Source organism: Pelomonas dachongensis (assembly GCF_043555865.1).
Taxonomy (GTDB): Bacteria; Pseudomonadota; Gammaproteobacteria; order Burkholderiales; family Burkholderiaceae_C; genus Pelomonas; species Pelomonas dachongensis.
In genome coordinates this window covers 981,452-997,661 of sequence record NZ_JBIGHY010000001.1, presented here as the reverse complement: position 1 = coordinate 997,661, position 16,210 = coordinate 981,452, and the positions used below count along the sequence as shown (strand labels likewise).

Annotated in this window: 9 protein-coding genes; 7 read left to right on the top strand and 2 right to left on the bottom strand. The window is 68.3% G+C overall.

Going from position 1 to position 16,210, the window contains the following annotated elements; translation table 11 throughout:
* Nucleotides 1-32: 32 nt before the first annotated feature.
* Nucleotides 33-2,084, bottom strand: a complete 2,052-nt coding sequence (locus ACG02S_RS04610; RefSeq protein WP_394469253.1) for a S9 family peptidase — start codon at nt 2,082-2,084, stop codon at nt 33-35.
* Between the two features lie 219 nt (nt 2,085-2,303).
* Between ACG02S_RS04610 and ACG02S_RS04605 the strand changes: the two genes are divergently transcribed.
* Nucleotides 2,304-2,810, top strand: coding sequence for a hypothetical protein (locus ACG02S_RS04605; RefSeq protein WP_394469252.1), 507 nt, complete (start codon nt 2,304-2,306; stop codon nt 2,808-2,810).
* Nucleotides 2,811-2,830: 20 nt separating this feature from the next.
* On the opposite strand, the gene ftsY is transcribed toward ACG02S_RS04605, so the two are convergent.
* On the bottom strand, nt 2,831-4,048 hold the full coding sequence (gene ftsY, locus ACG02S_RS04600) for a signal recognition particle-docking protein FtsY (RefSeq protein WP_394469251.1): 1,218 nt from the start codon (nt 4,046-4,048) through the stop codon (nt 2,831-2,833).
* A 124-nt stretch (nt 4,049-4,172) separates the two neighbouring features.
* Here ftsY and ACG02S_RS04595 point away from each other — a divergent pair, with 124 nt between their 5' ends.
* Genes ACG02S_RS04595 through ACG02S_RS04570 form a run of 6 tightly spaced genes read left to right on the top strand, consistent with a single transcriptional unit; the run spans nt 4,173 to nt 16,206 of the window.
* On the top strand, nt 4,173-8,081 hold the full coding sequence (locus tag ACG02S_RS04595) for a beta-galactosidase (protein WP_394469250.1): 3,909 nt from the start codon (nt 4,173-4,175) through the stop codon (nt 8,079-8,081).
* Between the two features lie 38 nt (nt 8,082-8,119).
* Nucleotides 8,120-9,283 (top strand): beta-galactosidase BglB, encoded by a 1,164-nt coding sequence (gene bglB / locus ACG02S_RS04590; RefSeq protein WP_394469249.1) that lies wholly within the window; start codon nt 8,120-8,122, stop codon nt 9,281-9,283.
* A 9-nt stretch (nt 9,284-9,292) separates the two neighbouring features.
* Entirely contained in the window at nt 9,293-10,960 is a 1,668-nt protein-coding gene (locus ACG02S_RS04585) for an MFS transporter (RefSeq protein WP_394469248.1), read from the top strand.
* Entirely contained in the window at nt 10,957-13,704 is a 2,748-nt protein-coding gene (locus ACG02S_RS04580; protein ID WP_394469247.1) for an exo-rhamnogalacturonan lyase family protein, read from the top strand. Before ACG02S_RS04585 ends, ACG02S_RS04580 begins: the two co-directional genes overlap by 4 nt.
* Before the next feature lie 2 nt (nt 13,705-13,706).
* On the top strand, nt 13,707-14,960 hold the full coding sequence (locus ACG02S_RS04575; RefSeq protein WP_394469246.1) for a rhamnogalacturonan acetylesterase: 1,254 nt from the start codon (nt 13,707-13,709) through the stop codon (nt 14,958-14,960).
* Between the two features lie 7 nt (nt 14,961-14,967).
* On the top strand, nt 14,968-16,206 hold the full coding sequence (locus tag ACG02S_RS04570; protein WP_394469245.1) for a serine hydrolase domain-containing protein: 1,239 nt from the start codon (nt 14,968-14,970) through the stop codon (nt 16,204-16,206).
* Nucleotides 16,207-16,210: the final 4 nt, after the last annotated feature.

The following is a 16,210-nucleotide window of genomic DNA, read 5'->3' as shown; positions in this document are numbered from 1 at the left end:
GGCCTTGCGGCCTCTGTCATCCGATGGGATGCCTACTTCTTCTCGGCCGCTGCCTTCAGGCCCGGCAGGAAGTCGGCGCCGTGCGCGATCTGCGCCGTCGACGCCCGCACCGTTTCGCCCAGCGGTTCGACGCGGCCGCCCAGGCAGTTGCCCAGGAAGGTCTCGGCGATTGCGTTGAAGCCGATGCGGTTGTTCGGCTTGGCAAAGCCGTGGCCCTCGTCCGGGTACAGCACGTAGGTGACCGGGATGTTCTTGGCCTGCATGGCCTGCACGATCTGGTCACTTTCCGCCTGCTTCACGCGCGGGTCGTTGGCGCCCTGGCCGATCAGCAGCGGGCGCACGATCTGGTCGGCCTTGTACAGCGGCGACGCGGCGCGCAGGATGGCCTTGCCATCGTCCGTCGTCGGGTCGCCCATGCGGCTGTACATCTGCTTCTTGCCGGCCTCCCAGTACGGCGGGATGGTGCCCAGCAGCGTCTCCAGGTTGGACGGGCCGACGATGTCCACCGCGCAGGCGAAGGTGGTGGGTGTGAAGGTCAGCCCGGCCAGCGCCGCGTAGCCGCCGTAGCTGCCGCCCATGATGGCAACCTTGTCGGCGCTGGTGACGCCCTGCTTGACCGCCCAGTTCACGGCGTCGATCAGGTCGTCGTGCATGGCCAGGCCCCACTGCTTGTTGCCCGCATTCAGGAATTTCTTGCCGAAGCCCGTGGAGGCGCGGAAGTTCACCGACAGCACCGCGTAGCCGCGGTTGGCCAGCCACTGGTGCGTGCCGTTGTAGCCGTAGCCGTCGCGTCCCCAGGGTCCGCCGTGCACCAGCAGCACCATCGGCACGGCCTGCTCGGCCTTGCCGTCGGCGTTCTTGTCGGCGCCTGACGGCAGCGTCAGGTAGCTGGGCAGCGTCAGGCCGTCGCGCGACGTGATCTCGACCGCGTGCATCGGCACCAGCGGCGCGTTCTGCAGCTCGGGCCGCGCGACGTACAGCGGCGACAGCTTCTTGGCTTTGCGGTCGTACAGGTAGGTGGCGGAGACCTTGGACACCGGGTCGATGCCGACGATCCACTTGTCGTCGGCGCGCGTGCGGCTGCTGACGAAAACCTCGCCCTTGCCCAGTTGCTTCTGCAACCAGTCGAAGTCGGCCTTCAAGGTCTTGTCGACGAAGTGCCACTCCGTGGTCAGGTAGTCGACCGCATAGGCCTGCACCTCGCCGGTGGCGGTGTTGCGCAGCGTCTGCCCGAGGTCGGCGCGGGCGTCCTGTGCGATCAGCGTGCGCTTGCCGGTGGCGGTGTCTTCGGCAAACACGGCCGTGGTGTCGCGGTCGCGCGAGTCGCGCCAGTACAAGGTCTTGCCGTCGGCGGTGTAGCCGATGGGGCCGGTCGCGTTGTCTTCCAGACTGGTGCTCAGGAACGGCTTGTCGGCGACCGCGCCGTCCTTGACCTGGAAATAGTCAGTGCCGCCAGCGGCGTTGGGGCGCGCGCCCAGGCGCACCTGCAGGTCGTCGTCGGTCTCGAAACCGGCGAAGCCGTCGCCCTTCATGACCAGCTTCAGCTCGCCGGTCTTCAGGTTCAGCTGGTGCACGTCGTGCCAGCGCGGATCGCGGTTGTTGATGCCTACCAGCACTTCGTCCACGCGCTTGCGCGAACCGCCGATCATGCGCACGCGCACCTTGTCGAACGGTGTGTAGTCGCGCTGCGCACCGGTCTTAACGTCCACGCCGTAGAGGCGGAAGTTCTCGTCGCCCGCGTTGTCCTTGACGAACAGCAGTTGCTCGCTGTTGCCCGACCAGAAATGGCCAGGGATGGGGCGGTCCTTGGAGTCCGTGACGGCCTTGGCGGCGTCGGGCTTGTCGGCCGGCGCCACCCAGACGTTCATCACGCCGTTCACCGGCGCCATCCACGACAGCCATTGGCCGTCCGGGCTCAGCTGCGCGCCCGCCTTGACCGGGTTGCCGAACAGCGCGGTGCGCGGGATCAACGGCGTGTCGCCAACGGTGATGGCCGCCTTGCGGGCATCGGCAGCATGCGCGGCGGTCGGCAACACGGCGGCGAGCGCCAGGGTCAGCGGAAGCAGGAGCGGGGGGCGTGACATGCGGGCCTCGGTCGAATGGAAAGACCCGCAGCATAGGCAGTCCCGCGGCCCATGCCATCGGTCAGGGTGCGCGCACCAAGGACTGCCCTTAAGGGTTGCTGCGGAGCGCGACACATGCGTACACACTTACCCCCAGGTTCGTGGGACACGCGCGCATGGTCAAGACCCGGCGCCGCCGCTAGTGTGCAGCGCATGCTGAATCTTCACCTCCCCCGCGCCATGGGCGCTTGGCTGAACCGCCTGGCCGGCCAGGACATCGATCCGCCAACGGACATCTCGGACACCGTGATGCGCTGGCCGCCCACGCCGGCGCGCGTGCTGGCGAGCGCGGAGCGGCATGCCTACAAATCGCTGGCCCAGGCGCTGGCACTGGAGCACCCCAAGGGTTTCCTGCTGGCCCAGCTGCCACTGCACCGGGTCGTGCGCGTGCCGCGCAAGCACTCCTACCGCGAGTGGCTGTCGCGCACCGGCCTGCTGACCGCGGACTTCGCGCTGTGCGACGAGCACGGCTATGTGCGAGCGGTGGTGCTGATGCCGGTGCCGGACGACCAGCCGCGTCAGCAGATCAAGCGCGAGCGGCTGCTGCGCGTGCTGGCCGCGACCGACCTGCCGGTGGCGCTGTGGGAGCGCGACTGGCATGGCGATGACATCGGCAAGCTGCGCGCCGCGGTGTTCCCCAAGCCGCGCGGCGCCGGCTACTACAGCGACACGCCGCAGGCGCATTGACGCCTCGCCGGGCCCGGCGTTTATTCCAGCAGCGCCCGCGCGAACTCGCGCGCGCTGAAGGTCTCCAGGTCTTCCAGCTTCTCGCCCACACCGATGAAATAGACCGGCACCGGCCGCTCGCGCGCGATGGCGGCCAGCACGCCGCCCTTGGCCGTGCCGTCCAGCTTGGTGACGATGAGGCCGGTCAGCCCCAGCGCGTCGTCAAAGGCACGGACCTGGTTCAGCGCGTTCTGGCCGGTGTTGCCGTCCACCACCAGCAGCACCTCGTGCGGCCCGTCGGCCTGCGCCTTGGTGATGACGCGCTTGATCTTCTTCAGCTCCTCCATCAGGTGGATCTGCGTCGGCAGCCGGCCCGCCGTGTCGGCGATGACCACGTCGGCACCGCGCGCACGGCCCGCGTTCACCGCATCGAAGGACACGGCCGCCGGGTCGCCGCCCTCCTGGCTGATGATCTCGACCTGCGCGCGGTCGGCCCACACGCCCAGCTGCTCGCGCGCGGCGGCGCGGAAGGTGTCGGCCGCAGCCAGCAGCACCTTCTGGTTGGCCTCGGCGAGGTGCCGGGTCAGCTTGCCGATGCTGGTGGTCTTGCCGGCGCCATTGACGCCCACGACCATCACCACGGTGGGCGTGTAGCGGCCCACCTCCAGGCCCTTCTCCAGCGGCTTGAGCAGCTCGGCCAACGCGTCCACGAGCAGGCCGCGCACGGCTTGCGGGTCGGTGGCCTTGGCCTCCTTGACGCGGCGCCTCAGGTCATCCAGCAGGAACTGGGTGGCCTTCACACCGGTGTCGGCCAGCAGCAGCACCTCTTCCAGCTCGTCGTAGAGCTGGTCGTCGATTTTGGTGCCGGTGAAGACACCGGCGATGCTGCCGCCGGTCTTGCGCAGGCCGGCGCGCAGGCGCTCCATCCAGCTCTGGCGCGGCGGCGCGGCAGGCGGTGGCATGGTGACAGCCACCGGAGCGGCCGCAGGTGCGGTCGCTGGAGCCGGTGGCGGCGGCGGCGCGGGCACCGCTGGCCGCACCACCACCGGCGCCGGCGTCGGGGCCGCCACTGTCGCCAGGGGCGCTGCAGCCTGCGGAGGCACCGGCGCAGGCAGACTCGCGGACGCTTCGGGGGCGGGCGCGGGCACGGGCGCTGGCACGGGTGAACTGGCCGGCTTGACGGTCCACCCCTCTGACAACAGTGTGGGCCCTTCGGCGGGCGCGGGGGCCGGGGCCGACTTCTTGAAGAAACTGAACATGAGCGGCATTTTCGCCGGGACTGGCGCCGCCCCCTTTCTCGCGAACTTCTCGCAATCGCGTGATCGTTTGCCGTCCATAAACAAGGGGACACTGACCGAGGATCCACGCACTCCCGGTCTGCCCATGTCTGCTGTCCTGCCTCCCGCCCTGACGAACCGAACCGCCGTCTGGTTCGCCGCGCTGCTGATGTGCGCCACCGCCGGCGCTCAGGACCTGCCGGGCCAGCAGGCGCCCACCGCCGTCAGCACGCCGTCACTGCCGGTGAAGCCCGTCGTCAAGGGCGAGAAGACCTTCCTGATGTCGGCCTTCATGGCCACGTCGCAGAACAAGCTGAGCCTGTTCTCGTCCACCGATGGCGTTACGTTCACGTCGCTGGCGTCGGAGGCCTACCAGCCGCCGAAAGACCTGCTGCGCGACCCTTCCATCATCCGCGGGGCGGACGGCCTCTACTACATCGCCTACACCACCAACTGGGACGGCTCGACCTTCGGCATCGCCAAGTCGGCCGACCTGAAGACGTGGTCGCACGTGGGCGACGTGACGGTCAAGCTGCCCGGCGTGACGAACGTCTGGGCGCCCGAATGGTTCCGCGACGCCGATGGCAGCCTGCATCTGGTGATGAGCCTGTCCAAGGGCGGCACCAAGGGACCGTTCGCGGCCTACACCGTGAAGGCGCTGGACGCCGGCTTCACCAAGTTCGCCGACCCCGTGCCCATGGCCGGCCTGGACAAAAACTACATCGACACCTTCGTCGTGCTCGACGGCGGCCGCTATACCGCGTTCGTCAAGAACGAGACCACCAAGGTCATCGAGCTGGCCACCGCCCCGTCGCTGAACGGCCCCTGGACGCTGCAGAAGACCGGCGATTGGGCCGGCTGGGGCAACTGGACGGAAGGCCAGGCGCTGGTGCCCATCAAGGGCGCGGACGGCAAGCCGGGCTGGCGCATCTACTTCGACGAATACACGACCAAGCGCTACTGGTACTCCGACAGCTTCGACGACTTCCAGACCTGGACGCCCAAGAAGGAGCTGGGCGGCGTGTCGGGCACGGTGCGTCACTTCACCGTCATCTCGGAAGACACCGCGCAGCTGGAGCGCGCCACCGCACCGAAGAGCAAGCCCAAGACCATCGCCTGGGACCGCCATTCGCTGATCATCGACGGCAAGCGCGAGATGATCTTCGGCGGCGAATTCCACCCGTTCCGCCTGCCCTCGCCGGCGCTGTGGCGCGACGTGCTGCAGAAGATGAAGGCGTCCGGCCTGAATACCGTGGCCTTCTACTTTGCCTGGGGCTACCACTCGGCCAAGCCGGGCCACTACGACTTCACGGGCATCCGCAACGTCGAGCGCGCGCTGGAGATCGCCAAGGAAGAGGGCATGTACGTGATCGCGCGCATGGGCCCGTACGTGAACGCCGAACTGACGGCCGGCGGCTTCCCCGGCTGGCTGCTGCGCCAACGCGCCGAGGCGCGCACCGATGCCGCCGAGTACCAGGCGGCCACCGACGAGTGGATGACGCAGATCAACGCCATCCTGGCGCGCCACCAGTTGACCAACGGCGGCGGCAACGTCATCGCCTACCAGCTGGAGAACGAGCTGTTCGCGGTGAACCCCAAGAACATCCGCCACATGCAGCACTTGGCGGACAAGGCGCGCGCCGACGGCATCACCGTGCCGCTGTTCCACAACGCCGCGTCGCGCCTGCCTGACTGGACGCCCAAGACCTCCACCGCACCCTTCGCCAATCCCGGCCCGACGGACATCTACGCGTTCGACGGCTATCCCGGCGGCGTCTGCGACGTGTTCGGCCAGCCGGGCACGCCGGCACCGGCGCCGGACTGGGGCATCTACGGCAAGAACTTCCCCAAGGTCGGGTCTCTTGCCTCGCCCAACACGCCGGGCTTCGTCGCCGAGATCGGCGCGGGCTGGTTCGACTACTGGGGCTCCAACGGCACGTATGAGTGCACGGCCAAGCGCCAGGGCCCGGGCTACCAGCGCGTGTTCTACGGCTCCAGCCTGATCAACTCGCTGACCATCCATTCCATCTACATGGCGTTTGGCGGCACCAGCTGGGGCTGGCTGGCGGGGCCGGTGGTCTACACCAGCTACGACTACGGCTCGCCCATCAACGAAAGCCGCGCGCTGCGCGACAAGGCGATGGTGCTCAAGCAAATGGGCGGCCTCGTGCAGTCCGCCAACGCAGTACTGGCGGCGCAGGACAAGGGCGAGGTCATCGATCCGGGTAATGCCAAGATCCGGCTCTATCACAACGTCAACAAGGCGCTGGGCAGCCACGTGCTGCTGGCCCAGCACAACCACCTGTCGGGCACGGCCCAGTTCGGCTTCAAGCTGCAGACCAAGGACGGCAGCTACCAGATCCCGCAGGCCGGCAAGCTGACGCTGACGGGCCAGGACGCCAAGATGCTGCTGGCCTCGTATGCGCTGGAGCGCCAGCACCTGGTCTACAGCACCAGCGAGCTGCAATCGCAGCTGCAGCAGGGCGCGCGCGACGTGGCGCTGCTGTACGGCCGCGACGGCGACGACGGCGAGACCGTGCTGCGCTATTCGACCCAGCCGACCGTGAAGTTCCTGCGCGGCAGCGCGCAAGTGACCTGGGACGCCAAGAGCGGCGACCTTCGCCTGAACTACGCGCACAAGGGCTTGATCGAGGTGCTCATCAGCGGCGGTAGCCGCGCCCCGCTGTTGCTGCTGCTGGCCGACGAGAAGACCGGCTGGGAGTTCTGGCGCCTGAAGGCCGGCGACCAGACTGTGCTGGTGCGCAGCCCGGCACTGGTGCGCACCGCAGCCGTCAACGGCAAGACGCTGGCGCTGACCGGTGACACCACCGCGCCCAGCTCGCTGCGCGCCTGGGTGCCGGACGGCATCAGCGCGCTGAGCTTCAACGGCCAGGCCCTCGCCGCCAGCGCGCAGGACAACAGCCTTGTCGCCCGCGCCACGCTGCCCGGCCCCGAGGCCGTCCAGCTGCCCGACCTGATGAAGGCCATGTGGACGCGCCGCTTCGACTCGCTGGAAGCCGACCCCAAGTTCGACGACAGCGCCTGGCGCAAGACCGACGCGCCGGTGTCCGCCGCCAACGTCTACACCGCCACCGACAAGGGCCAGCCGGTGCTGGCGATGAGCGACTACGGCTTCCATCACGGCGACGTCTGGTATCGCGGCCGCTTCACGACGACGGATGCCCAGCCGCTGAAGCTGGAGCTGTTCTTTGGCGGCGGCGGTGCGGGCGTCATCCAGGTCTGGGTCGATGGCAAGTTCATCGGCCAGCAGGACCTAGACACCGGCCGCCCCTTCCCCGAGACCACCGACACCTTCCACCGCACGCTGCAAGGCCTGAGCGCTGGTGAGCACGTCATCGCCGTCGTCGTGCGCAACAACTCGCACAACTGGGACCTGTTCGCCGATGACGTGCACAAGGAAGCGCGCGGGCTGATCTCGGCGTCCCTCACGCCCAAGGGCGGCCAGCGCTTCGGCACGCCCATCGCGTGGAAGATCCAGGGAAACAAGGGCGGCGAGGACATCGCCGACCTGGTGCGCGGTCCGATGAACAACGGCGGCCTGCACGGCGAGCGCATGGGCTGGCACCTGCCGGTCGATGCGAGCAAGCCGCAGGCTGGGTGGGACGCGACGCAACCTGGCGCCGCCCCGTCGGCCCCCGGCACCTACTGGCTGCGCACCAACTTCAAGCTGGACATGCCGCAAGGCCACGACGTGCAACTAGGCCTGGCGTTCGGCGACACCACCAAGCCGCGCTCGGACCGCGAGAACCGCGCGCTGATCTTCGTGAACGGCTGGAACCTGGGCCAGTTCATCGCCCACATCGGCCCGCAGCGCGTGTTCGTGCTGCCGCCGGGCATCCTGAACCCCAACGGCGACAACACGCTGACGCTGGCCGTCACGACTGATGGCGACGCCGCCAACGCGCTCGAGCCCGTGAAGCTGGTGCCGCTGGCCGTGGCGCGCGGCGGCGTGCCGCTCGAACCGGTGCCGCAGCCACGCACCCTGGCACGCTGATCCTCTTTACCCAAGCAGTACCCGAGAGAGACAACACCATGTCCAACCAGATCCTCAAGCCCGTCGACTCCTCCAAGATCCACCCGCTGCTGGCCCACCACACGGCCCACCTCGGCGCGGACCGTGACGACATCCGCGGCGCCATCGACCGGCTGATCCATAACCTGATCAACATCGAGGACAAGGACGGCAAGTTCCTGCTGCGCCTGGACGACGGCCGCGTGCTGGACACCAAGGGCTGGAACGGCTTCGAGTGGACACACGGCGTGGGCCTGTACGGCGTCTACAAGGTCTGGGAGTTGACGGGCGACCCCAAGGCCTGGGACATCATGACCAGCTGGTTCGAGGCGCGCTTCAAGGAAGGCATGCCCAGCCGCAACATCAACACGGTGGCGCCCTTCCTGACGCTGGCCTACCTGTTCGACCGCACCGGCGACCGCCGGTACCTGCCCTACATCGACCGCTGGGCCGAGTGGGTCTACAACGACATGCCGCGCACCGAGGAAGGCGGCTTCCAGCACATCGTCTACAACAGCGTCAACAACCAGCAGCTGTGGGACGACACGCTGATGATGTCGGTGCTGCCGCTGGCCAAGTTCGGGCTGTTGCTGAACCGCCCGCACTACGTCGAGGAAGCCAAGCGCCAATTCCTCGTCCACATCAAGTACCTGACGGATCGCAAGACCGGCCTGTGGTTCCACGGCTGGACCTTCGACGGCCGCCACAACTTCGCCAACGCCCTGTGGGCGCGCGGCAACTCGTGGGTCACCATCGTCATCCCCGAGTTCCTCGAACTGCTGAACCTGCCCGAGGGCGATGCTTTCCGCCAGCACCTGGTGTCCACGCTGGAGGCGCAGGTCAAGGCCCTGGCGCAATTCCAATCGCCGTCCGGCCTGTGGCCCACGCTGCTGGACGACCCGACCTCCTACGACGAGGCTGCCGCTTCGGCCGGCTTCGCCTACGGCATCCTGAAGGCTGTTCGCAAGGGCTACATCTCCAAGGAGTACGAGGCCTTCGGCGTGAAGGCCGCACTGGCGGTGCGCAAGCACATCAACGACGCCGGCGAGCTGACGCAGGTGAGCTTCGGCACGCCGGTGTTCAACACGCTGCAGGAATACAAGGACATCCCGCTGACGTCCATGCCCTTCGGCCAGGCGATGGCGCTGCTGGCCATGGGCGAGCTGCTGGTCCGCTTCATCTAAGGCCCGGCGATGCAGAAGAACTTGCACCCCGCCGCGCGGCAGCCGACCTGGATCAACTACTGGGGCTGGGGCTCGGGCGACATGCTCGGCGCCGGCGCGCAGGCCGTCATCACCGGCTGGCTGTTCTATTTTTTCACGACTTTCTGCGGCCTTTCGGCCGTGGAGGCGGGCCTGATCCTCGGTCTGCCGCGTCTGCTGGAAGCCATCACCTGCCCGCTGATCGGCTACGTGTCGGACAACCTGCGACACACCTGGGTGGGCCGCAAGATCGGCCGGCGCAAGCTCTTCCTGCTGATCACCATCCCGCTGCTGCCCAGCTTCGCGCTGATCTTCCGCACCGGCCACGACTTCACGTACTACCTGCTCACGTTCATCTTCTTCGAGCTGCTGTACACGATGTTTCTCATCCCCTGGGAGACGCTGGCGGCCGAGATGACGAAGGACTACAAGGAGAAGGCCAAGTTCGCCGGCGCGCGCATGATCGTCGCGCAGAGCTCGGCCATCCTGGCGTCCTACCTGCCCACGCTGCTGATCAACCAGTTCGGCGGCAAGGACTCGCCCGACACCTTCTTCTGGATGGCGGCCATCTTCGGCGTCATCTTCTCGGTGGTGGTCACCATCGTCGTGCTGACGAGCTGGGAGCGGCCCTACGGCCCGCGCGAGCAGGCCGTGCTGTCGCAGACCTACGGCGGCGTGAAGTGGTCGGTCATCCTGAGCATCCCAGTCAAGATGTTCCGTGACCTGTTTTCCACGCTGAAGATCCGCGCGTTCCGTCAGCACCTGTCCATCTACCTGGGTGGCTACCTGTCGCAGGACATCTTCAACACCGCCTTCCCGATCTTCGTGGCGACGGTGCTGATGGGCGCCACGCTCGTCATCTCGCAGCTGATGACGGTCATGTACGTGGCCCAGCTGATCTCCGTGATGATCGCCATCCAGATCGTCATCAAGACTGGCCCCGTGCTGGCCTACCGCATCGCGATCTCGCTGTTCGGCGCCGCGCTGCTGCTGTACTTCGGCTTCTACGCGGCGCAGCCCGAAGGCTTCCAGGCCGGCTTCCAGGCGCTGGGCGCCAACCTGTTCTCGGCCTTCGACCCGACCCGCACCGAGTTCAGCCCGGCGCTGCTATTCTGGATCTTCGCGCCCATCATCCTGGCGGGCCTGGGCCGCGGCACGCTGAATTTCGTGCCCTGGTCGGTCTACAACTACCTGCCCGACATCGACGAGGCCGTCACCGGCCAGCGCCGCGAAGGCATCTTCGCCGGCGTGATGACGCTGGTGCGCAAGGTCGCGCAGTCCGGCGCCATCATCGCCACCGGCTGGATCATCGACCTGGGCGGCTACATCTCGCCCAAGACCCGCCCCGGCGAGGTCATCGTGCAAAGCCCCGAGGCCATCCAGACCATCACGCTGCTGATGGTGGGCGGGCCGCTGCTGATGATGCTGTTCGGCCTCATCGCGGCCTGGAACTTCCGCCTCAATGCGAAGACGCATGCCGTGCTGGTGCACGAGGTCGAGCGCCTGCGCAATGGCGCGACCGAGGCCGAGAGCGACGAAAACCGCCAGGTCGTCGAAGACCTGACCGGCTGGTCCTACGACCAGTTGTGGGGCCGCGGCAGCGGCCATGCGGCCGACTCCACGCTGCACACGCCGCCTGACAACATCGCACGGTCATGACAGACTTCAGCCGCCGCAGCTTCTTCAAGACCGCCGCGCTGCCGGTCGGTGGCATCGGTGGCCTGGCCGGCCTGGCCGGCGCGACGGAAACGGTGGCGAAGCCCGCGGCGGCGACCAGCACCAACACCGCGGCGCTGCGCTGGCTGGATGGTGACGCCCCCGCGCTGCAGCTGGGCGCGACGCTGGGCCTGCCCTGGCCCCGAGGCCAGCACCAGAAGACCCAGGACTTCCACGCGGTCGACACGCAAGGTCGACCGCTGCCGCTGCAGACCTGGCCGCTGGCCACTTGGCCCGACGGTTCGCTGAAGTGGACGGCGCATGCCTTACCTGCCGGCGTCGACATCGGCACCGCGCCTGTCGTGCACCCCGGCAAGGGCGCGGCGGTGGCGAGCATGAAGGTCAGCGTCAAGGAGCAGCCCGACTTCATCGAGGTCGACACCGGCATCATCCGCGCGCGCCTGCCGCGCCAGGGCGCCCAGCTCATCCACAGCATCGAACGCGACGGCCGCGAGCTGCTGAGCTCGTGCACGCTCGTCGCGCAGACCGACGACAAGCCCGATGCCGAGTCGGGCGGCGCCATCACGCACACGCATTTCCAGAGCCGCACGACCCAGCTCACCGTCGAGCAGACCGGCCCCGTGCGCGCCGTCGTCAAGGTCGATGGCCAGCACCGCAGCGCGGCCGGCCGCGAATGGCTGCCGTTCTCGGTGCGCTTGTACTTCTACGCCGGCGCCGAGTCCGTGCGCGTCATGCACACCTTCGTGTTCGACGGTGACGACCAGCAGGACTTCCTGCGCGGCATCGGCCTGCGCTTCGACGTGCCGATGCGCGACGAGCTGTATGACCGCCACGTGCGCTTCGCCGGCGAGGCGGAAGGCGGCAGCCGCGGCCTGTGGGCCGAGGGCGTGCGCAACCTGACAGGCCTGCGCCGCGAGCCTGGCGCCGCCGTGCGCGAGGCACAGCTGGCCGGCCGCGCCACGCCGCCGCTGGAGCAATGGGGCCCACAGGTGTGCAAGCTGCAACACCGCATCCCGGCCTGGGGCGACTACACGCTGAGCCAGCTCAGCGCCGACGGTTTCCAGATCAGGAAGCGCACCAAGGCCGGCCACGGCTGGATCCCGGCCGCCTTCGGCCGCCGCGCGCCGGGCTCGGGCTACATCGGCGGCGCCACCGGCGGCGTGGCCTTCGGCCTGCGCGACTTCTGGCAGCGCCACCCGACACAGCTGGACATCCGCAACGCGCACACCGACGCGGCGCAGGTCACGCTGTGGATGCACTCGCCTGAAGCGCCCGCCATGGACCTGCGCTTCTATCACGATGGCCTGGGCATGGAGACCCACCAGCAGGAGCTGGAAGGCCTGGAGATCACGTACGAGGACTACGAGAAGGGCTTTGGCACGCCGGCGGGCATCGCGCGCAGCAGCGAGATCACGCTGTGGGTGCTGGCCGCCACGCCGACGCGCGAACGCCTCGTGCAGATGGCCGCGGCCGTGCAGACGCCGCCGCAGCTGGCCGCACACCCGTCGCGTTATCTGCAGGCCGGCGTGTTCGGCAAGCTGTGGAGCCTGCCCGACCGCAGCACGCCCACGCGCCAGAAGATCGAGGACCGGCTGGACTTCCTGTTCGCGTTCTATGCGCGTGAGGTCGAGCAGCGCCACTGGTACGGCTTCTGGGACTACGGCGACATCCGCCACACCTATGACGCCGACCGCCATGAGTGGCGCTACGACGTCGGCGGTTATGCCTGGGACAACTCTGAGCTGTCACCCGACATCTGGCTCTGGTACAGCTTCCTGCGCAGTGGCCGTGCCGACATCTTCCGCTTTGCCGAGGCCATGGTGCGCCACACGGCCGAGGTGGACATCTATCACGCCGGCCGCTTCAAAGGCCTGGGCACGCGGCACAACGTGCAGCACTGGGGCTGCAGCGCCAAGCAGGCGCGCATCTCCACGTCGGCCAACCGCCGCTTCTACTACTACCTGACCGGCGATGAGCGCATCGGCGACGTCATGCGCGAGGTGCTGGACGTCGACCAGAAGCTCGACAAGGTCGATCCCGTGCGCAAGATCGCCGGCCGTGTCGACAAGGGCCCCTGGCCCGCGCGCATCGGCTTCGGCACCGACTGGGGCTCGCTGGTCGCCAACTTCATGACCGAGTGGGAGCGCACTGGCGACGTCCGCTGGCGCAACAAGCTGCTGCGCGGCATGAAGGGCATCGCGGCCATGCCGCACGGCTTCTTCACCGGCAGTGGCGGCTACGAGCCCACCGGCCCCAACGAAGGCGCACTGCACAACGTCAGCGGCAACAAGCTGTCGGCCAGCCACCTCAGCGCTGTCTTCGGCGGCATGGAGATGATGACGGAGCTGGTGGAGCTGATCGACGAGCCGGCTTTCAAGGCGGCCTGGGTGCAGTACTGCGAGCTGTACAACGCGCCGCGCGACGAGCAAGTCAAGGCGCTGGGCGCGCCGCACGGCGGCGGCACGGTGCTGAGCGTGGGCCACTCGCGCCTGAGCGCCTACGCCGCGGCGCAGAAGCAGGACCGGGCCCTCGCCAAGCGCGCCTGGGGCGAATTCCTGGCCGACCAACGCTTCGGCGCCCGGCCGTTGAAGACCACGCGCATCGCCGGCCCGCTGGTGTTGAACCCGGTGGAAGAAGCGCCGTGGATCAGCACCAACGACACCGCGCAATGGGGCCTGGCGGCCATCCAGAACCTGGCCCTGGTGGGCGAGCATCTGAAGGACTGAACATGAAGTATCTGCTGCTGGCCGCGAGCCTGCTGGCCGCCCCCGCCTGGGCGCAACAACCGCTGCGCTTTGCCTTCGACGGCAAGCCTGCTGCCGGCGAGGTGGCCGTGTCCACCGATACCGCCTACTCCCGCGAGCGCACCTACGGCTTCGAGGCCGACGACAAGCGCAACGCGGCCGGCCAGCCCTACTTCTTCTCGGTGGACCTGCCCGATGGCAACTACCGCGTCACCGCCACGCTGGGCGGCGCGGCGGCCAGCGACACGACCGTCAAGGCCGAGTTGCGCCGCCTGGTGCTGGACAGCGTCAAGCTGCCCGCCGGCAAGCGCGAGACGCACAGCTTCATCGTCAACGTGCGCACGGCCAACATCGCGGCTGCACCCGGAATCGAGGCCGGCCGGGTCAAGCTGAAGGAGCGCGAGATCGTCAGCGAGGCCTGGGCCTGGGACCGTCGCCTGACGCTGGAGATCAACGGCGCGCAGCCCGCGCTGACGCACCTGGTGATCGAGCCCGTCAAGGTGCCCACCGTCTACCTGCTGGGCGACTCCACGGTGGCCGACCAGCACGGAGAGCCCTACGCCAGCTGGGGCCAGATGCTGCCCGTGCTGTTCAAGAACACGGTGGCCGTGTCCAACCACGCCGAGTCCGGCGAGACGTTCCGCGACTCGCTGGCCCGCCGGCGCATCGACAAGATCCTGTCCGCGCTGCAACCCGGCGACACGGTGCTGCTGCAGTTCGGCCACAACGACCAGAAGCAGCAGAAGGACGGCAGCGGCAACGCCGAGACCTACCAGGCCGAGCTGCGCACACACGCCGAGCGCGTCCTGGCGCGCGGCGGCGTGCCGGTCGTCGTGTCGTCCATGGAGCGCCGCAACTTCGACCCGGCCACGGCCAAGCTGCGACCCAGCCTGACCGAGTACTCGAACGCGGCCCGCGCCGTGGCGCAGGACATGAAGCTGGCCTTCATCGACCTGAACGCCATGAGCATCCAGTTCTACGAGGCGCTGGGCCCCGAGCGCTCACAGGCCGCGCACCCGATGAACAACGGCAAGCTGGACAACACCCACCACAACAACTACGGCGCCATGCAGTTGGCCCGTTTGATTGCACTGGGTCTCCGGGAAGCCCGCGTGCCGGTGGCCGCGCAGCTGCGCGACGATCTGGGCACCATCTCGCCAGCGCAACCGCCCGCGCCGGAGCAGTTCCGCGTCGCAACCAGCCCCGGCTTCACGCAGCAACGCCCCCTCGGCGACTGAATCCCACATGAAAACAACCGCTCTTGCCGTGGCGCTGGCCTGCGCCGCGCTCTTCCACGCTCCCATCACGACGGCGGCCCCGCCCAAGCCCGCGCTGGTCGCCGGTTTCTCGGCCGAGCGCCTGCAGCGGCTGGACCACGTCATCAACGACGAGATCGCTCGCCAGCAGCTGGCCGGCGGCGTCATGGTCGTCATGCGCGACGGCAAGCCGGTGGTGTTCAAGGCCTACGGCCAGCAGGACATCGAGGCCGGCAAGCCCATGCGCACGGACACGATCTTCCGCATCGCGTCCATGACCAAGGCGCTGACCTCGGTAGCGGTCATGATGCTGTACGAGGAAGGCCGCTTCCAGCTGAAGGACCCGGTCGCCAGGTACCTGCCGGCGTTCGCCAACCTGCAGGTGGCCACGGCCGATGGCGGCACCGAGAAAGCGCGCCGCCCGCTGACCATCCACGACCTGCTGACCCACACCGCCGGCATGAGCTACGGTGCCGGCCCGGCAAAGGCCGCCTACGCCGCCGCGGGGATGAAGGACTGGTACCTGGTGGGCCATGACGAGACGCTCAGCGCTTGGACCGACCGCCTGGCCGCGCTGCCGCTGCAGGGCCAACCCGGCGAGTCCTTCACCTACGGATATGCCACCGACGTGCTGGGCCGGCTGGTGGAGGTGATCTCGGGCCAGCCGCTGGACCAGTTCATCAAAACGCGCATCACCGACCCGCTGCGCATGCCGGACACCAGCTTCTTCCTGCCGCCCGAGAAGGCCGGCCGGCTGGCCAATGTCTACGGCCTGGAGGGCGGCCAGCTGAAGCTGATGGAGACGCCGGCCAGGAGCGATTTCGTCAACGGCCCGCGCAAGCTGTTCTCAGGCGGCGCCGGCCTACTGAGCACCGCGGGCGACTACGCGCGCTTCCTGCAGATGCTTCTGAACCAGGGCGAACTGGACGGCCAGCGTCTGCTGGCGCCCAAGACGGTGGCGCTGATGACGGCCAACCACCTGGGCGACAAGTACCGCGGCGACGGCGACGGCTTCGGCCTGGGCTTCTGGGTCAACGTGAAGACCGGCGGCTTCAAGGAGCTGGGCAGCGAAGGCGCGTTCGGCTGGGGCAGCGCCTACTTCCCGCAATACACGGTGGACCCGAAGGAGCGCCTGGTCATCCTGCTGATGACGCAGCTGCGCCCGGCCGGCGGCTCGACGCTGAACTTCCGCGTGCGCAACCTGACCTACCAGGCGCTGATGCGCTGACGGG